General features: G+C 42.2%; 19 protein-coding genes. 9 read left to right on the top strand and 10 right to left on the bottom strand.

Annotated features, from left to right (window positions below; all coding sequences use genetic code 11):
* Positions 1-49: 49 nt before the first annotated feature.
* The 3 genes from ACE38W_RS21990 to ACE38W_RS21980 form a co-directional block, all read right to left on the bottom strand.
* Entirely contained in the window at positions 50-1105 is a 1056-nt protein-coding gene (locus ACE38W_RS21990; RefSeq protein ID WP_375834769.1) for an ABC transporter permease, read from the bottom strand.
* Between the two features lie 108 nt (positions 1106-1213).
* Complete coding sequence (locus tag ACE38W_RS21985; RefSeq protein WP_375834766.1) at positions 1214-2296, bottom strand: BT_3928 family protein; 1083 nt, start codon at positions 2294-2296, stop codon at positions 1214-1216.
* A gap of 16 nt (positions 2297-2312) precedes the next feature.
* Positions 2313-2858, bottom strand: coding sequence for a DUF1599 domain-containing protein (locus tag ACE38W_RS21980; protein ID WP_375834764.1), 546 nt, complete (start codon positions 2856-2858; stop codon positions 2313-2315).
* Positions 2859-2983: 125 nt separating this feature from the next.
* On the opposite strand from ACE38W_RS21980, the gene folP reads away from it, so the two are divergent.
* The 3 genes from folP (at position 2984) to ACE38W_RS21965 (ending at position 5140) form a co-directional block, all read left to right on the top strand.
* Positions 2984-3847, top strand: a complete 864-nt coding sequence (folP, locus tag ACE38W_RS21975; protein WP_375834762.1) for a dihydropteroate synthase — start codon at positions 2984-2986, stop codon at positions 3845-3847.
* Between the two features lie 18 nt (positions 3848-3865).
* A complete protein-coding gene (locus tag ACE38W_RS21970) occupies positions 3866-4678 on the top strand; it encodes a diadenylate cyclase (protein WP_375834760.1) in 813 nt (270 codons plus the stop codon).
* A 63-nt stretch (positions 4679-4741) separates the two neighbouring features.
* Entirely contained in the window at positions 4742-5140 is a 399-nt protein-coding gene (locus tag ACE38W_RS21965) for a thiol-disulfide oxidoreductase DCC family protein (RefSeq protein ID WP_375834758.1), read from the top strand.
* 74 nt (positions 5141-5214) lie between these two features.
* Here the strand turns inward: ACE38W_RS21965 and ACE38W_RS21960 are convergent, their stop codons facing one another.
* Positions 5215-6099, bottom strand: coding sequence for an FKBP-type peptidyl-prolyl cis-trans isomerase (locus ACE38W_RS21960; protein ID WP_375834755.1), 885 nt, complete (start codon positions 6097-6099; stop codon positions 5215-5217).
* 41 nt (positions 6100-6140) lie between these two features.
* Entirely contained in the window at positions 6141-7145 is a 1005-nt protein-coding gene (locus ACE38W_RS21955; RefSeq protein WP_375834753.1) for a bifunctional oligoribonuclease/PAP phosphatase NrnA, read from the bottom strand.
* Positions 7146-7298: 153 nt separating this feature from the next.
* Between ACE38W_RS21955 and ACE38W_RS21950 the strand changes: the two genes are divergently transcribed.
* Positions 7299-7715, top strand: a complete 417-nt coding sequence (locus ACE38W_RS21950; protein WP_073080495.1) for a nucleoside-diphosphate kinase — start codon at positions 7299-7301, stop codon at positions 7713-7715.
* A gap of 574 nt (positions 7716-8289) precedes the next feature.
* Positions 8290-9189 (top strand): site-specific tyrosine recombinase XerD, encoded by a 900-nt coding sequence (xerD, locus tag ACE38W_RS21945; RefSeq protein ID WP_375834751.1) that lies wholly within the window; start codon positions 8290-8292, stop codon positions 9187-9189.
* A 75-nt stretch (positions 9190-9264) separates the two neighbouring features.
* On the opposite strand, the gene ACE38W_RS21940 is transcribed toward xerD, so the two are convergent.
* The gene (locus tag ACE38W_RS21940; RefSeq protein WP_375834748.1) at positions 9265-10191 is read right to left on the bottom strand and encodes a hypothetical protein; all 927 of its coding nucleotides are present in this window, start codon (positions 10189-10191) and stop codon (positions 9265-9267) included.
* Positions 10192-10630: 439 nt separating this feature from the next.
* On the opposite strand from ACE38W_RS21940, the gene ACE38W_RS21935 reads away from it, so the two are divergent.
* The 4 genes from ACE38W_RS21935 (at position 10631) to ACE38W_RS21920 (ending at position 14255) form a co-directional block, all read left to right on the top strand.
* Positions 10631-11035, top strand: coding sequence for a hypothetical protein (locus ACE38W_RS21935; protein WP_375834745.1), 405 nt, complete (start codon positions 10631-10633; stop codon positions 11033-11035).
* A 727-nt stretch (positions 11036-11762) separates the two neighbouring features.
* Positions 11763-12569 carry a sensor histidine kinase gene (locus tag ACE38W_RS21930; RefSeq protein WP_375834742.1) on the top strand — a complete coding sequence of 269 codons (807 nt, stop codon included), beginning with the start codon at positions 11763-11765 and terminating at the stop codon, positions 12567-12569.
* A gap of 138 nt (positions 12570-12707) precedes the next feature.
* The gene (locus ACE38W_RS21925) at positions 12708-13367 is read left to right on the top strand and encodes a response regulator (protein ID WP_375834740.1); all 660 of its coding nucleotides are present in this window, start codon (positions 12708-12710) and stop codon (positions 13365-13367) included.
* A gap of 39 nt (positions 13368-13406) precedes the next feature.
* Positions 13407-14255, top strand: a complete 849-nt coding sequence (locus ACE38W_RS21920) for a DUF2911 domain-containing protein (RefSeq protein ID WP_375834738.1) — start codon at positions 13407-13409, stop codon at positions 14253-14255.
* A gap of 85 nt (positions 14256-14340) precedes the next feature.
* Here ACE38W_RS21920 and ACE38W_RS21915 read toward each other — a convergent pair whose 3' ends face one another.
* The 4 genes from ACE38W_RS21915 to ACE38W_RS21900 all read right to left on the bottom strand — a co-directional run bounded on the left by ACE38W_RS21915 (position 14341) and on the right by ACE38W_RS21900 (position 17647).
* Positions 14341-14712 (bottom strand): hypothetical protein, encoded by a 372-nt coding sequence (locus ACE38W_RS21915; protein ID WP_375834735.1) that lies wholly within the window; start codon positions 14710-14712, stop codon positions 14341-14343.
* Positions 14713-14972: 260 nt separating this feature from the next.
* Positions 14973-15371 (bottom strand): hypothetical protein, encoded by a 399-nt coding sequence (locus ACE38W_RS21910; protein ID WP_375834733.1) that lies wholly within the window; start codon positions 15369-15371, stop codon positions 14973-14975.
* A gap of 72 nt (positions 15372-15443) precedes the next feature.
* Positions 15444-15812: a hypothetical protein gene (locus ACE38W_RS21905; RefSeq protein WP_375834731.1), complete on the bottom strand. Its 369-nt coding sequence runs from the start codon at positions 15810-15812 to the stop codon at positions 15444-15446.
* Positions 15813-15922: 110 nt separating this feature from the next.
* Positions 15923-17647, bottom strand: coding sequence for a sodium:solute symporter (locus ACE38W_RS21900; RefSeq protein WP_375834728.1), 1725 nt, complete (start codon positions 17645-17647; stop codon positions 15923-15925).
* Positions 17648-17661 lie beyond the last annotated feature (14 nt).

Genomic DNA, 17661 nt, shown 5'->3' with positions numbered 1-17661 from the left:
TGGTTAATTCAGATGTTACAAAAATTTATAAATTTTTTTTCAGGGGAGATTAATCCAGCTTGATACGTGGATCTATGGCGGCATAGAGGAGATCTGCCAGGATATTTACCAGTACAAAAATGCCAGCTGTGAAAAGAATTGCGCCCATTACCACGGGGAAATCATATTTATCAAGGGCATCAACGGTAATTTTACCGATACCCTTCCAACCAAAAATAAATTCAACAAAGAAGGCGCCTGCCAACAATTCGGCAAACCAGCCTGTGATGGCCGTCATGACAGGGTTTAGTGCATTTCTTAGCGCATGACGCCATAATACCAACTTTTCGTTTAGTCCTTTAGCGTAAGCCGTTCTGATATAATCCTGGTGCAGTACGTCCAGCATGGCACTGCGGGTCAATTGCACGATGATAGCCAACGGCCTGATTCCCAATGTCAGGGCAGGCAATACCAGATTGCGAATATTTAGTACCCGCCCCTTGAAAGGATCTATATCATACAAACTGCCGGTCATATGCAAACCTGTATAGTCGCTCAGCAGGAAGCCGAAAATATACGCCAGCACTATACCTGCAAAAAATGAAGGTGCAGAAATACCTAGTACGCTGGAAAATACGGCTCCTGTATCCCACCAGGTGTTGTGCTTCACTGCTGATAACATGCCTAGAGAAATGCCTACAATGGTAGCAAAGATCATAGCGGCAGTGGCCAGCAATAAGGTACCGGGCAATGCTTCCCATAGCATTTCTCCTACGGGCTTCTTGCCCTGATAAGACCTGCGCAGATAAGGAAATTTCAGCAATAATGCTTTACCTTGGGAGAAATGTAGCAACGGAAGATAGCGGAAGTTAGCGGCTGCTTCTTCTTTATTATAAATAGATACAGGTGAAAGATCGTTGAGATACAAGATATATTGCACACTCACTGGCTGGTCCAGGTGTAGTTCTTTGCGCACGTTTTCCAGGGAGGCGACATCTGCACGTTGTCCCAATGTTAGTCTGGCAGGATCGCCCGGTAATACGTTAAATAAAAAGAAGACCAGCGTTACCACTCCCAGTAGCACCAGCAAGCCATATCCTAGTTTTCTTAGCAAGAAGCGCAGCATACAGATTTGGTTTATAAAATGAGGGCTGACCAGAAAGAGGGTCCAGCACCCTAACTTTTTGGTCAGCCCTGGAATGGCCTTTTACGCCATACCGTTAAAAATAGTGCATTATGGAATATCGTGATAGCTCCACTTACCAATGATAGTGCCTTTTTCCAGCAGTATCAGGGTTGGATTGCTACGACCAGCGGTTTTAATAGCCACTCCATCCATCTGGAAGAACTGGAAATTCAGTCCGTGCTGTTGTTTGAAAGCTGCTATCTGTTCTTTCGTGGAGGCACTCACGCCAAAGATTTCGATTTCACCTTTCTGCTGGCGTGCTTGCAAGGCTTTGAGCTTGTCGTCCCAGCCGCTGCCTGCCTTATCTGTATTCAATACCAGGAAGAGGTATACAGGCTTTGGTTCCTCCAGGATAGATTGTGTCTGATTTCCACCTTCAGCATCCGTAAGGATAAAATCTTTAATCGCTGGCTCCGCATTTCCTTTCTTCACCAGTTTATCAATTCTATCTACAAACACCCAGGTAGAATCACTCCATGGATAATCTTTATCTGTAAACTCTTTCTTCACGCCATCCTTTTCGTAGATGAATGTCATCTGATAAACATCAGGAGTGGCACCTGGAGGCAGTTTCATTTTCTCCGGGATGTTATTGCCAACTTTGTATGGCAGACAATCAAAGAAAGGCAAATGGCGTAAGGTATACCACTGCAGGCCAAAAGAGCATACGGTGGCAAGCAACATAATAACGCCAGTCCCTTTAAATAACGGCTTGATATCATTACGTTTCACTACGATCAGCAGGATCATTACAAAGAGGGCAATATCCTTCCAGAAGGTTTGTGTAGCAGTAAGTTTAATACAGTCACCAAAGCAACCGCATTCACGGATAGTACCGCTGAATAATGCGTAGCCGGTGAGGAAGGTGAAGAATGCGATCAGCAACAATAACAGAATAGAGAAGGTACGCATGCGGTATCCTATCAATACAGCTACGCCGGCCACAATTTCAAAAACGTTCATTACAATGGAGAACGCCAGGGAATATGGAGACAAGAAGGTCAGGTGTAATACTTCAAAGAACTCGTCCATCTTGTAACTCAGGCCTAGCGGATCATTGGCTTTAATAAGTCCCGAGAAGATGAATAGCACCCCTACGAGGATGCGAAACAGGTTTAGGATAATCTTCATGATTTAATGGTTTAGGTTAGCTGTGGAGACTTTCGTCTATCTTGATCAACGCGAATAACGCGTAATTAATTATATCAGTGTAATTGGCATCAATACCTTCAGATATCAGCGTTTTACCCTGGTTGCGAAGGATTTGTTTAATACGAAGTAATTTGGTCAGGATGAGGTCTACAAAGGATTCCTGGCTCATATCTCTCCAGGCTTCTCCATAGTCATGGTTTTTAGCCAGCATGGTTTCTTCTACTTCTTTTTCGTATTTAGTGTAGAGTTCTTCCACTTCGTTTACTGGTAAGTCCGTATAGGGGTTACCGTTTGGCTGCAGCTGTATCATACCGATGATGCCGTAGTTTACGATGGCCTTGAATTCTCCTTCAATAGAATCTGCTACTTTCTGTACACCGGTTTCCTGGATGGTGCGGATTCTTTGTGCTTTAATAAAAATCTGGTCCACAACGGAGATAGTACGTAGTACTCTCCAGGAAGTGCCGTAGTCCTTCGTTTTCTTGATAAAAATATCCTTACTGTCGGCAAATGCTTTGTGGTATTGTGCTAATGTATCCATAATTCAGAAGCTAAAATCATAAATTGCAGGCAGGAAGCAGGGAATATTCCTGTTCACCTTGCTTACATTACGTAAATTGCAGGGGCAAAATAAAGAATTTCAGATAAACAGGCGGCACAATTACCATGAAAACTAACCATATCAGTACATTCACACCACTATCCATCAATTGCCGGGGAAGGTTATTATCCCTTGCAAAGCCAGTGGTGATGGGAATCATCAATGTGACCGATGATTCATTCTATGAAGGTAACCGCATGAGGGAACTGCATCACATTGTTGAAAAGGCAGGCCGTCATCTGGAAGAAGGCGCTGCTATCCTGGACCTGGGTGCACAGAGTAGCCGGCCTGGAGCCACCATGATAGGCGCTGATGAAGAACTTAACCGATTGTTACCTGCCATTCATGCAATTTTGAATAAATATCCCGAGGCCATCATTTCAATAGATACCTGGTATGCAGCTGTAGCGGAGAAAACAGTGCATGCGGGGGCCGGCATTATCAACGATATCAGCGCCGGAGATCTTGACGACCAGATGATCCCGACTGTTGGCAAATTGCAGGTGCCTTACATTGCGATGCATATGCAAGGAGAGCCAGCAACTATGCAGTCCAATCCACAATATGACGATGTAGTCAGGGATGTGCTGGACTATCTGATCCGCAAGCTGGCTATCTGTCGCGCAGCAGGCATCAAGGATTTCATCGCTGATCCGGGATTTGGATTTGGCAAAACGCTGGAACATAATTACAGCCTGATGGCTAACCTGCATCTGTTTACGGACATACTGCAAACACCAATACTGACAGGCATCTCCCGTAAATCAATGATTTATAAATTATTGGATACTACGCCTGCAGAAGCATTGAACGGTACTACGATTTTAAATACGGTTGCGTTACAACAAGGTACCCACATACTCCGGGTACATGACGTTAAGCCCGCAGTGGAAGCGGTGCGGATTTTAGACAAACTGAATGGAAACTAACACGCTATTTTTACAATTATGAGGGAAGTAATACAATTTTATGGATATGAGTTTCGCTGGCTGGAAATAATAGACCTGGTTATCGTAATCTTTCTGATCATTCAACTATACCGGCTGCTGAAAGGCAGTCTGGCCTTTAATATTTTCGTTGGCTTGCTCATGGTATATGCTGCGTTTTTCCTGGTAAGGGCGCTGCGAATGCCTATACTCACCAACATCCTGCAAAACTTTATCAATGTAGGTATCATTGCTATCATCATCATCTTTCAACCTGAAATCAGAAAATTTCTGCTGGTGCTTGGCAAGAAAACACCTCTGAGTAAGGATAGCTTCCTGACCAAGTTATTCCTGCCTGATAAGTTTAAGAGTTATAAAGATGAAGAGAATATCATCAATGAAATTATCACTGCGGTGAGCCGTATGATGAGCACAAATACGGGCGCATTGATCGTAGTGGCTACCACCTACCGTCTGAAATTTGACACTGCCTCCAGTATTCCTATTGATGCTAATGTGAGCGCCAAGCTGATAGAATCGATTTTCAATAAACATAGTCCGTTGCATGATGGCGCGCTGATCATTGTAAGTAATAAAATGCTTGCTGCCAAGGTGATACTGCCAGTATCGGAAAATCCTGACCTGCCAACACGGGTAGGATTAAGACATCGTTCTGCAGTGGGTATCACAGAGCATAGCGATAACCTGGCTATTATTGTATCGGAAGAAAGAGGTACTGTTTCCTATGCGCAGGATGGCAACCTTACCCAGGATGTATCGCTGGAAGACCTGAAGGTGAAGCTCTATGAAGTATTGATAGATGTGTATGCTTAAGCTGATATCTGTCAGATCTGGTTTAGTGAATAAGCAGTAACTTTGTACAAACGATAGGAAGGCATGGATCATGGCATCATATTATTTGACGGGATCTGTAACTTTTGTAATTCTTCGGTGAATTATGTGATCCGTCATGACAGCAAGGGCTACTTCCGGTTTGCGGCATTACAATCGGCTGCAGCGGCTGACTTAGCAGCTAAATATGGATTTACCACCCTTGATATGGGAACATTTATATTGATAGAGAACGGACATGTATACACGAAGAGTACGGCTGCTTTAAGAGTGGCAGCAAAACTTAACTTTCCTGTCCGGTTACTATATTTGTTTATTGTGGTACCTTCGTTTATCCGTGATCGTGTGTATGATTTGGTGGCGAGAAACAGGTACAGATGGGCGGGTAAAAATCCGGTATGCATGGTACCGACGGCGGCAGTACGTAGCCGTTTTATAAATTAGGACTGTATTAGACTTTATAACAAAAGAAAAGTCCCGGTGTATACCGGGACTTTTCTCATTTATGGTAAGAAAGATTATTTCTTAACAGGAGCTGGTGCTGGAGCTACTGGAGCAGCAGGAGCCGGAGCGCCTGGCTTAACGTCTACCAGTTGAACTTCAAATACCAGTACTGAGTTACCAGGGATTGCAGGAGGTGAACCTTGCAGTCCGTAAGCCAGTGTAGAAGGAATAACGAGGGTAGCTTTACTACCTTTTTTCAGCTGAGACAGACCAGCATCCCAACCTTTGATCACGAAACCACGACCGATAGGGAATTTGATTGGTTCCAGCGGCATACCTGGGCGCAGGGTAGAATCCTGGCTTGAATCGAACACTTTACCGGAAGTCAGTTTACCAGTGTAGTGAACGAAAACGGTATCACCTGGGTTTGGAGTAGCACCAGTACCTTCTTCTTTTACAGCCACATAAACGCCTTCTGCATTTTTAGTAGCGTTGATTTTGTTTTTCTCCAGGTATTCTTTGATGATTTTTTCATCTTTCTCTTTCTGAGCAGCAGTAGAGAATTTGCTGTCTACCTGGAAAGTGATTTTCAGCTTGTCGCCTTTTTTACCAAAAGGAGGACGTTGCATTGGAGGTAATGAATCCCAAGGAATAATAAAGGTAGCGCTATCGCCTTCATGGAGCAGGGCGATGCCTTCCATGAGGTCGAATTTGTCCATTGGTTTAGAAACCAGTACTGGAATAGGCGCACCCACTATCTGACGGGAAGAACCCAGCAAAGAGTCGTTGATTTTCTGGGTCACGTTTACCAGAGCGGTATCACCGATTTTCAGCTGAGCGCCACTACCGGCTTTGTGCACGATATATTCAATACCGCTTGGTGTTTTTTTCACACCTGTACCGCAGCTGGCGGCGAACAGGCCCAGTGCCGCGACTAATAAATAATTGTTTTTTTTCATTTGACTGTATTAGTAGGTTGAAGTACTATCTATCGGGTAAGTTATTGTAATTGTTCTTCATTTTCCTCAATAGCCTTAAGAAATCTTTCCACAGTTTTCTCCAGGGAGTCTGAACTGCGGCCTCCTGAGGCATTGAAGTGGCCACCACCGTCGAAATATTTGCGGGCGAAGGTATTCACATCAAAGTTGCCTTTTGAGCGGAAAGAGAGTTTTACCTCTACGTTACGGTCTATTATCAGGGCAGCTAATTTAATACCTTGAATGGAAAGCAGGAAATTTACCAGGCCTTCGGTATCACCGGTCATCAGGTCGAAGCGTTTCAGGTCTGAATAAGGGATGGCCAGCATGGCGGTGTTGTATTCGTAGTAAACCTCCATGCGGTTGAGCAGACTATGGCCCAGGAATCGCAGGCGGTTTTCCAGGAAGTTATCGTAGATATTCTGGTGGATAACTTCGTGTTTCAGTCCGCGGTCCATCAGATCGGCGACCATGCGATGAACGCGGGCGCTGGTGGAGGCGAAACGGAAAGATCCGGTATCTGTTACAGTACCTGCGTAGATGCAGGAGGCGATATCCAGGTTAATGTACTTCTCCTCTCCCATTTTGTAGATGGTTTCATATACTAGCTGTGCAGTAGAACTGGCAGTAGTATCGCTGACACCATAGTTAAACGTGGGCTGTGGTTCCAGGTGATGATCGATCAGAATGGTGGTACAGTTCAGCTTTTCCAGGTACGGCGCCAGGTTTTTGGTGCGGTAAAAGGCATTAAAGTCCAGGCAGAAGAGTAAATCAATACCTTCCAGGGCCTGCATAGCTTTGTCCTGCGATGATTCAAAATCGACTACCAGGTCAGCGGCCGGCATCCATTTCAGGAAGTCGGGGAAGTTGGTCGGAGATATTACAGTCACATCGTGGCCTTTCTGAATCAGGTAATGGTACATCGCTAATGACGATCCCATGGCGTCGGCATCAGGTTTTTGATGCATGGTAATGACCACTTTTTTAGGGCTTTCCAGTAAAGGCTTAATTTCCTCAATCGGCTTCATTCAACTGTAATATTGTTAATTTATAAGTCTGTGTTCTTAACAGAAAATGAAGTGCGAAGTTCTTTAATTGGTGCAGAATTTCAAAATTTTTTACCGCTAAAGAAAATGTAATTACTTTTGCGGCCTAAATCAGTAATCCGGAATTAAAAAACTATGGGTAACAGAACATTTACAATGATCAAGCCTGATGCAGTTGCAAACGGGCATATTGGCGGTATCCTGAACATGATTAACGAAGCAGGTTTCCGTATTGTAGCTATGAAAATGACGCAGTTATCAGCTGCAAAAGCTGGTGAATTCTATGCTGTTCACAAAGAAAGACCTTTCTATGGTGAGCTGGTTGAGTTCATGAGTAGCGGTCATATTGTTGCTGCCATCCTTGAAAAAGACAATGCAGTTGAAGACTTCCGCAAACTGATCGGTGCTACTAACCCTGCTAACGCAGAAGAAGGTACTATCCGTAAGAAGTATGCTGAATCAATCGGTCGTAACGCCGTTCATGGTTCTGATTCTGACGAAAATGCTCAGATCGAAGGAGATTTCTTCTTCAGTGGTCTGGAGAAATTCTAATCTGTACTTACAGATTATACCATATAGCCGGGGCTGTCAGCCCCGACTTTTTTTTATATGTAGATGAGGGAAAAGAATTAAGCTTAATGTAGATACAAGTAATTGATCTACAATAAATAATATCATTTTATCTAAAGTAAAACTATAAATAAAGGGGGATTTGCACTTATATATAATTAATAAAATAAATATCTTCACACAAAACTCAATCTTTTAAGCCTTTCACAGACATAAAAAGGTTTTTCCTGGTTAAATATCTAATACATTAAATTATTGATTACAAACAGTATACAATCATCTATCTAAACAAATACTCTAAATAAAAGGTATACATTACTTTTTTTCTACATGGCATTGAGGTTTTTTCAATAAAAGATATCATAACTTAAATAACGCTACATCGGCTCCCAAAACGGAGGGTAACAACTTTACTGTCCTGTTGGCTCTAACGGGAACGCCTGTACTATTATTAAAAATAGACAATCCTGCGCAGCTCTTTTCAACTTCGCAAAAATTTAGGCATTATCAAATGAGAAACGATTTAGCATTTGAAAAATGCACTTAACTTGCCACAATGTGGGAATCATTCCGAAAATTATTCAAAGGCTATCTGCAATTGGAGCGATCATTATCCTCCAACTCTATTGAAGCATATCTACGCGATGTCGAAAAACTAGAACAATACCTCCAGACAAATGGCAAAGAGAAACTTCGCCCCCAGGACATCACCCTAAACGACCTTCAGGATTGTGTGCAATGGATTGCTAAACTAGGCATGACACCTGCATCACAAGCTCGTACTATCTCCGGTATCAAAGCATTTTATAAATTCCTGCTATTGGAAGATATGGCAAAAGAAGATCCTTCTCAGCTACTGGAAGCACCCAAACTGCAACGCAAACTTCCAGATGTATTGTCATTCGAAGAAATAGAATTGCTCATCTCCCAAATAAAGATGGACACGCCAGAAGGCCATCGAAACAGGGCCATACTGGAAACAATGTACAGCTGCGGATTACGTGTAAGCGAGGTGATTTCCCTGCAGATAACACAACTGCATATGGATGTTGGATTTATTCGTGTTGTCGGGAAAGGTAATAAAGAAAGACTGGTGCCCATTGGAAAGGAAGCCATGAAACAAATCGACATGTACCGGCGGAATATTCGTATACACATGCCCGTTAAATATGGAGAAGAAGATACTTTATTCCTCAACCGTAGAGGTGGTGCTCTGAGCAGGGTCATGATTTTCCTTGTCATTAAGGAACTTGCCAAAGAAGCTGGTATACATAAAAACGTATCTCCACATACTTTCCGTCACTCCTTTGCCACTCACCTCGTAGAAGGTGGTGCAGATCTTCGTGCTGTACAGGAGATGCTCGGACATGAAAGCATCACTACTACAGAAATTTATACCCACCTGGACCGGGAATATCTCCGTGATACACTGTCAAGGTTCCATCCCAGATTTTAAAAGCAAGTCCGGTTAAAAAGCAGGATATACTTTTTAACCGGACTTACAGGATTTATCGAACATTAACTGGCTGCATTATTTCTCGGCCATCGGCTCCTTGCTGGATACCATACCATGATGCATGGTGGTAGACAAGGGTTTCAGCGTACCCTTTTTGTTATCGCCGAATGCTTTTACGGCATTTAGCCAGAGTGCGATCTGCCTGGTGGCACGGATAATTATTCCTGGTTTGAAAATAATATCGAGTCTGGCGCATGGTCCAATATCCTGACGGTCTGGTGCCATAGCATGAATTTCCTCTTCTTCCCATACCAGCTGATCATGTTTATAAACTTTGAAATAAACATCAGGACCCATATTCCGCCTACCTTCCTTTACCAGTTGTAATCGGCCTGCGTATAGGTCGCGACGTGAAAAGTGCATGATATACCTACCAAAAGGATTGCTGTATGTTTCTGCTATTTTTTTATCTGTAAGTGCGTTGTAGGCTGCGATACGCATACCTGGTTGCACAACGCCGGTGGTATGTTTTACGATACCGGTAATTACCCATGCACCTGCGCCACGATAGATTTCAGCCCAAATATCTGCAGGGATAACATAAGCATAGGCAGCAACATATCCTGCCTGCTGTTTTTTCCAATGAGGTACCAGTGTGCTCAGGTGATAATTTCTGGATTGCAGGTTACCGGTTTTACCAGGCATTTGGTCCAGACAGAGATCTATTTCAAGAGCTTCCGTAAATAAATGTGCTTGCTCCCAGCTGAGACGGAAGTTACCGCGTTCGTCCAGTGTAGTTTCTGCGAGTAGGCGATCCGCCTTCATCAGCACTTCTCTCGCTGATAGCGGCCTTAATTGATTAAAAATGCCTTTCACCACTGTCAGATGTTCATCCTGGAATTTATTTTCCGGGAGATATATCCTGATCCTTGCATTAGCCAGCGGCTCAATACAATCATCACAGATCAGCGCCGAGATATTGCCAATTAATAGGTAGCTCATAGTTTAATTTTTAGGTTTGGGGTCAACGGGATTATTATTCTTTCGTTTCAGGGAACAGATTATATGCTGCATGCTTACCAGTTAGAACAAACATGGTAGAAAGGCCTGCCCTAATGTGGCTTTTATAAAAATGATAAAATAGAATAGTTCCTTTCGGTCGATATTACAAAGGAATAAAAGTTATTGGTACAAGGCAAGCGTTGAAAAACTGAAAATCAGCATGCGTATAAATACGCATTTTTAAGTATTTGTGCCATCATAACAAGAAAAAAAGCGCAGTGGCATATACCTTCAAACTAGCTACAGCAGGCAGTATACAAGCAAAAAAACACAGCTTATAATCAAAAAATAATCAGTAATGTATCTTGGTAGAGAGAAAAATAATAATAATTTTACCACATACTTTATCCTAAATCAGTAACCTTTAAATTTAGCACGTATGAGCGAAAATCAACGCCCATCTATCACACAAGCTGGAAATTTTATTTCCATGGATAGAATGAACACGCTGTTAGACAACTATGCAAAAGACCATGGTGATCAGAAAGCACCTGATTTTGTAAAAGCCATGTGTTTCTCTAAAGACAAAGTCTTAGAGTTACTTGCCCAGGAAAATGCAGCTGGTCTTCGTATTTATTATGGCATGCATTTCAACGATGAGAATCTGAAAGAAAAGAAAATGGTTTTAGTTGCAACAGACGCTAACGGTGTCGATATTCTCCCACCCGGGGTTACCAGCGACGATCTGATTCAATCAAAAAATGGTCAAGGATTAATTCTCGATGAAGGCGTACCTTGCCCTACTTACTGCGGTAATAATGATCCGGGCAGCGTTCAACCTTGATTTAATCCCATAAAGCATTAAAAAGAAAATCTACTAGTGGGAACGACAACAATGCTCGGAGCTTTGTTTAGTATGATGGGGATCGAACTGTTGGTTCTGATCCCCTTCTTACTTAAATATAATAAACTAGACCCTTCCTCAAAGTGGATGTTTTATTACATCCTTACTTCTTTGATATTTTCCAGTGGCTCATGGGTGCTAATGAAACTTTTTGGTAATAACATGTGGTTCTTTAACCTCATGCACTTTCTTCAATTTGTAATCCTTTCCTTTTTTTATCTTACCTGTATACAGTCACCCAGACTGCGGTATATAATCATGTGGCTGCCTTTAGTGATGCTATTAATTTTTTCGGTAGACTTTATAGGCTTTGAAGGCAGGCAATACTACGATTCTATCTCTACTGGAATAAAGTCTGGTCTGATGATTTTCTATGCCATAAGCCTATTCCTTCAACAACTTGGAGATAAATCTCTTGTTGAGCGTTCTATTTATATCAATTCTCTGCCAAGTTTCTGGTATAATTCAGGATTGTTCCTTTACTTTTGCACAACTATCCTTTTTTCTATCAGCATGAACCTCCTTCAAAAATATACACCTGCAACCAAAGCACTCCAATCAGAGTTTTACCAGGCTGTATTAACCTTGTACTCAATGAACTTCATTGTTGGATCTATGTCCATGATTCTGTATTATATTGGTCTAACAAAAACAAAATATTTGCAGTATGCGGATAGTTGATATCATCATTATCGGGAGTGTCATTATGCTGGTTCTCGCCGTAGTGGTAATTCTCCTTGTAATGTTACAACAGAAACAAGTTATCCAGCATAAATTAATTATTCGGGACAAAGATCTGCAGCTTCAACAGGAACGACTGGTAGCTGTATTGGAAGGACAAGAACAGGAAAGGAAGAGAATTGCAGAAGATCTCCATGACGAGGTGGGTGCGCAGCTGTCGGCACTCAAGTTGACAATCGGCGGGTTACAACCATTATTAAAAACAGGAAATGGAGAGACTGAGCGATTAAAAGAAACCAAAGACTTCACAGATACCATCATTCAACAGTTGCGATATATATCCCAGAGTCTCCATCCACAAGCACTCGAAAACCTTGGGTTGGTGCACGCATTGGATTCCTTTTGTAATCTGATGAATAAGAATAAGCAGGTAAAAATAACTTTTGTAGCCCCGGATGATTCTTTCCAGGTTGATAAAAGTAAAGCCTTGCATGCTTACCGGGTGGTCCAGGAGCTGATTAATAACATTATAAAACACGCACAAGCTAGTGAAGTAATTGTGTCTTATTCAAATACCCTATCATTGCTTACTATCGATGTAGCAGACAATGGAAATGGTAAGCTACTCGAGACCCTGGATGTTTCCCGGCAAAAAGTCAACAGCCTCGGACTAAAAAATATAGAAAGCCGATTAAACATCATAGGTGGGGCAATATCCTTTAACAAACGAAGCCCTCAAGGTACCGTTGCCCGAATACAAGTAGAACATTATCAAGCCATTGAGCAGAAATAGTGCTTACTTATTTAGTTTTATTCTTAAATTGCCGTCCGGTAGGATAAAAATGGTATTATCATTTTCATCCTACCGGAAGCCGATTTATACACAATTTTATCCTATATTAATAAGTAATTCTCTATAAACTGTCCTCCAATGACACACCATATCAAAGTGGCAATTGCCGATGATCATAAGATCTTCCGCAGTGGAGTCATTAACACTCTTATACCTTACGAAAATATCAGCGTTATCTTTGAGGCAGAAGATGGTCAACATCTGCTTGATATCATGGAAACACAGCAGCCCGATGTCATCCTCATGGACCTTAAAATGCCCAACATGGATGGTATTGAAGCTACTGTCAAAGTGAAAGCGAAATTCCCGGACGTAAGAGTGATCATTCTAACCATGTATGAAGATGATAACTTCATAGTACACCTGGTGGAAAACGGCGCTAATGCTTATCTGCTCAAAAATGCCGAACCGGAAGAAATTTACGAAGCTATCTGCACTACCTATGATAAAGGGTTTTATTTCAATGAGAATGTAAACCTGGCCTTACTCAAAAAAGTCCTGCACAAGACCAAACAACAAATCAAGCCTACGCTTAAAAATGAAGTCCAGCTCAACGACCGTGAACTGGAAGTACTGAAGCTAATTTGTAACGAGTTCACTACCCAGGAAATCTCTGAGAAAGTATTCCTCAGTCCACGAACAGTGGAAGGTATACGCCAGAAATTACTGGAGAAACTGAATGTAAAAAACAGTGTCGGTATTGTTCTTTATGCATTCAGAAACGGCCTGATAGAGTAATATCGTAATTATACGCCACCAATTTTCTCTACATAAATCATGAAAAATCTGAAAACTTTTGTTGCAGCAAGCAGCTGCGCATTTTTACTGTATGCTGGCGCATCTATGGCTCAAGGCGTGAAAGTACCTGCTCCAAGCCCTACTCAAACCATTAAACAGGAATTTGCTTTATCCAGTGTGGAAATAGATTATTCCCGTCCTAATGCAAAAGGCCGCGTTATCATGGGTGACCTCGTTCCTTATAACAAAGTATGGAGGACCGGCGCCAATAAAGCAACCACTATCACCTTCGGTGAAGATGTAAAATTTGGCGACGTTGCTGTAAAAGCTGGTAAATATGGTCTGCTCACTATCCCTGGCCAACAGAAATGGACTGTGATCCTCACCACCAGCCTGGATGTTACCAAACCAGCGGATTACAAACAAGAGAATGATGTTGCGCGTGTAACTGTGACGCCTCAACGTAGTGCTACAGCGCTCCAAAGCTTCACCATCGGCTTTGATAACATCAAATATAATTCAATGGTACTGACCCTGGCCTGGGACAAAACCGTAGTTCCTGTAACCATCACCGCTGATGTAGACAAAAAAATTGAAGCGGACCTGGATGCAGCATTACAGTCAGACAAAAAACCTTATTTCCAGGCAGCACTCTACTATGCTGATCTCAATACCAACCTGAAAAAAGCGGTTGAATATATCGATAAAGCAGCAGAGCAGAATTCAGATGCTTTCTATATCATCTACCAGAAGGCACGTATCCACTCCCTGGTAAAAGATAATGCCACTGCTAAAGCAGCAGCACTGAAGTCGCTGGAACTTTCAAAAGCAGCTAAAAGTGATGACTATATTGCACTGAACAACAAACTGCTGGCAACCCTGAAATAAGACTTGCTACTATAAAAAAGAGGAACCATGCACCTACGCTGGTTCCTCTTTTTTTTGGAAATACATTCCTCCGGATTCATCTAAATTAAACAATCGTTATCCTGTTATTTAATCTGAAATCCCCCTCTATCTGGCCATAGTGCGTCAAATCATAGGTAGTAGAATTTGCATGCTCGCCCATTGCAATGATGTAGTGATTACGGTCTTTCTCATACCAAAATAGCGTAATACTACTCCGACCAATCTTACCTGCTGAAGCATGGAGGACAGGATAGCCATTAAAAGTCTTACTTCCGGTAGCTGATCCTCTCCCATCTGCCACATCATTAAGCGCCTGACTTAAATTGGCATACAACTCCCTGTCAATATAAGTTTTCAGCTCTGCCTGCATTTCAAACTGGTTCATCTCTCCAGTTTGATTGACGTTGTCGTAAATCCTAATAAATTTGTCTGCCATTGTTTTTAATTTTAAAGTTTGGTTGAAAAAGATAATTATGATTATATATGTCCCAAGGAAAGCGACTGCTTTCACTGGCGATGAATACATTTTTGTAGTTGACATTAAGCTTGTGCGGCCATAATTTGAAGCAAACGCTCTCCCTCACATCACGTATTTGTGAGGTGTGTTCCTTCTTTTGCAGGCAACAACGGCTCACCACATCACGAAAATGTGATGATGCCGTTGTTGTCAGTAACAATAAAATCTTTATTATTTGACTAGGAAAGCTTTATTGTCTTCTTTAACTTGAAGTCGCCTTCCGTTTGGCCATAGTGTGCCAGGTAATAAGTAGTGGAAGTTGTATGCTCTCCCATTGCAATGATGTAATGGTCTTTCTCTTTATCTCTGGGTTTATCGTACCAAAACAAGGATATACTGGCGTTAGCGCCTATTTTACCAGAGGAAGCATGAAGCACAGGAAAATTTTCGGTGCCATGAGGATAGGTATAAGGCTGAGTTGCTTTTCCCTTTCCATCTGCTACATCATTAAGCGCCTGGCTTAAATTACCAAAGCTTTCTTTATTGATATATCCTTCCAGCTCTTTTTTCATTTCAGCCTGCGTCATTGGTTTGCTGTACTGGTTATTTTTAGAGATAAGAATGAACATGTTTGCCATTGCTCTTAAATTTTAGGGGTTCGGTTAATTGAGGAAAATAATGGGGTAGTAAGTTAAAATACGGATGCTTCCTTAAATGGTAATGGTTGCATTTTTCTTGAAATCACCGGCAGGTTGGCCGTAGTCCGTTAATTTGTAAGAAGAGGCCGCAACATGCTCGCCCATCGCGAAGATGTGGTGGTTGCCACCGTTGTCATAGAAAAACAACGATACGCTTTTGACACCGATAACACCAGAGGAAGCATGCAGCACCGGGAAGTTGTTGAACTTATACTTTCCAGTAGGCTTGCCCTTTCCACCGGTGACATCGTTCAAAGCTTGTTTTAAATTAGCTATGCGATCAGCAGTGATCAGGTTTCCGAGATAACTTTCGGCTTGTGCCTGATTCATGGGTTGAGTGGAAGTACCATCACTCTTAATGATGACAATTTGATTGGCCATTTTGATGAAGTTTTAGGAATTGGTTAATTTGAGTAAATACATGATAAGACAAGGAACAATGCTGACCGCTCGATGGTTCACCTACCCTTTATGTTATTTACAATCCAAAACTAACCCTTCTTAGGATCCCTGACTATTTCATCATATTTCAATTTAGCAGGAATAAAAGACTGTATAACTAAAGCAATAAGCAATACCAATATGCAACCGATAGCATTTAACCAGAGGAAACTTACTTTTTCCATCCAGAATAAAACTAATACCATGACCTGCGAAATAATAGCAGCGTAAAATGTAGCTGTGCCGCCTATACGCTTCAGGTAAAATGCCACCAGGAAGATGCCTAATGTGACGCCATAAAACCAGGAGCCTAGAACGTTTACCACCTCAATCAAACTTCCGAGGCCACTTGCAAACTGAGCTACTGCAATGCAGAACAAACCCCAAATCAGCGTCCATACCCTCGACATACGCAGGTATTTCTCCGGCGTCTCTTCTGACTTATACAAACGCTTATAGACATCAATAATGGTAGTAGAAGCCAAAGAATTCAAGGCCGCAGCGATGCTGCCCCAGGCAGCAAGGAATATGATTGCTATGAGCAGGCCCACCAAACCTTTGGGCAAACTGTTAACCACAAAGTGAAGGAATATATAGTTAGTGTCGTTGGCATCTCCACCAGGATCAGCATTTTTTATCAGCATTACTGCTTCAGAACGTACATGCTGGGCCTGTGCTTCTGTGGCCTGTAACGCTTGCTGTGCAGTAGCAATACTGCTCTCCTCTCCTTTTTCCAATGCTGTTGCCAGTTGCTTTACCTGGCGTTGTTTGACAGTGCTCAGCTCTTCAAACTTGCCTTCCAGCTGGCGTAAAGCAGGCCCTTGAGCTGTTTCGTGTACCCGTGCCAGTTGTGCCTCATTAAAAAATAACGGTGCTCTGAAATACAAATAGAAAACAAATACCAATGCGCCTATCAGCAAAATGAGAAACTGCATAGGAATCTTTACCAGACCATTCATCAGCAAGCCTAAACGACTTTCTTTAACGGATTTGGCGGTAAGATAACGGCCTACCTGCGACTGATCGGTTCCAAAGTAAGATAGCGCCAGGAAAAAACCTCCTATCAAGCCACTCCAGATATTATATTTATCATTCCAATCAAACTTCGTAACGATTACATTCAGCTTATTCATCTTACCAGATACCTGTAATGCTTCTTTAAAGCCTATATCCGGAGGTAACAAGTGAATCACCATCCAGCCTGCCAGAAACATGCCTGCAAAGATCACTGCCAGCTGCAACGTCTGTGTGTAGCTCACTGCCCTGGTACCACCAGCTACTGTGTAGATAATTAGTAAGCCTCCCATAATCAGGTTGGTCCAGTAAAGATTCCAGCCTAATAAAGAGGATAAAATAATGCTAGGCGCACAAATACTGATACCGGTGGATAATCCGCGTTGAATGAGAAACAATGCGGCAGTGAGTGTTCGTGTTTTCAGGTCGAAGCGTTGCTCCAGGAACTCGTACGCCGTATATACTTTCAGTTTATGAAAGATGGGTACAAAGGTGATGCAGAGTACCACCATGGCTAGTGGCAAGCCAAAGTAATATTGTACAAAACGCATCCCGTCGGTATAAGCCTGGCCGGGTGCCGAAATAAAAGTAATGGCACTTGCCTGTGTACCTATTATAGAAAGCAATACAATATACCAGGGCATAGACTGATTGCCCAGGAAATAACTTTCCATATTTTGTTTACCACGGCTCTTCCAAATGCCATATACCACAATAATGGTTAGCGTGGCAACCAGTACGATCCAGTCTAATGAACTCATGAAAATGTTTTGGT

The sequence above is a fragment of the Chitinophaga sp. Hz27 genome (genome assembly GCF_042263525.1).
Classification (GTDB): domain Bacteria; phylum Bacteroidota; class Bacteroidia; order Chitinophagales; family Chitinophagaceae; genus Chitinophaga.
The sequence above is the reverse complement of the archived record's forward strand: the minus strand, read 5'-3'. Positions and strand labels throughout refer to the sequence as shown.

Coding starts and splice junctions, on each gene's coding strand:
- ACE38W_RS21940 (WP_375834748.1), bottom strand. CDS start 10,191: ATGAGCTACCTATTAATTGGCAATATCTCGGCGCTGATCTGTGATGAT.
- xerD (WP_375834751.1), top strand. CDS start 8,290: ATGTGGGAATCATTCCGAAAATTATTCAAAGGCTATCTGCAATTGGAG.
- ACE38W_RS21925 (WP_375834740.1), top strand. CDS start 12,708: ATGACACACCATATCAAAGTGGCAATTGCCGATGATCATAAGATCTTC.
- ACE38W_RS21930 (WP_375834742.1), top strand. CDS start 11,763: ATGCGGATAGTTGATATCATCATTATCGGGAGTGTCATTATGCTGGTT.
- ACE38W_RS21935 (WP_375834745.1), top strand. CDS start 10,631: ATGAGCGAAAATCAACGCCCATCTATCACACAAGCTGGAAATTTTATT.
- ACE38W_RS21985 (WP_375834766.1), bottom strand. CDS start 2,296: ATGAAGATTATCCTAAACCTGTTTCGCATCCTCGTAGGGGTGCTATTC.
- ACE38W_RS21900 (WP_375834728.1), bottom strand. CDS start 17,647: ATGAGTTCATTAGACTGGATCGTACTGGTTGCCACGCTAACCATTATT.
- ACE38W_RS21915 (WP_375834735.1), bottom strand. CDS start 14,712: ATGGCAGACAAATTTATTAGGATTTACGACAACGTCAATCAAACTGGA.
- ACE38W_RS21920 (WP_375834738.1), top strand. CDS start 13,407: ATGAAAAATCTGAAAACTTTTGTTGCAGCAAGCAGCTGCGCATTTTTA.
- ACE38W_RS21980 (WP_375834764.1), bottom strand. CDS start 2,858: ATGGATACATTAGCACAATACCACAAAGCATTTGCCGACAGTAAGGAT.
- ACE38W_RS21990 (WP_375834769.1), bottom strand. CDS start 1,105: ATGCTGCGCTTCTTGCTAAGAAAACTAGGATATGGCTTGCTGGTGCTA.
- ACE38W_RS21955 (WP_375834753.1), bottom strand. CDS start 7,145: ATGAAGCCGATTGAGGAAATTAAGCCTTTACTGGAAAGCCCTAAAAAA.
- ACE38W_RS21970 (WP_375834760.1), top strand. CDS start 3,866: ATGAGGGAAGTAATACAATTTTATGGATATGAGTTTCGCTGGCTGGAA.
- ACE38W_RS21910 (WP_375834733.1), bottom strand. CDS start 15,371: ATGGCAAACATGTTCATTCTTATCTCTAAAAATAACCAGTACAGCAAA.
- ACE38W_RS21950 (WP_073080495.1), top strand. CDS start 7,299: ATGGGTAACAGAACATTTACAATGATCAAGCCTGATGCAGTTGCAAAC.
- folP (WP_375834762.1), top strand. CDS start 2,984: ATGAAAACTAACCATATCAGTACATTCACACCACTATCCATCAATTGC.
- ACE38W_RS21960 (WP_375834755.1), bottom strand. CDS start 6,099: ATGAAAAAAAACAATTATTTATTAGTCGCGGCACTGGGCCTGTTCGCC.
- ACE38W_RS21965 (WP_375834758.1), top strand. CDS start 4,742: ATGGATCATGGCATCATATTATTTGACGGGATCTGTAACTTTTGTAAT.
- ACE38W_RS21905 (WP_375834731.1), bottom strand. CDS start 15,812: ATGGCCAATCAAATTGTCATCATTAAGAGTGATGGTACTTCCACTCAA.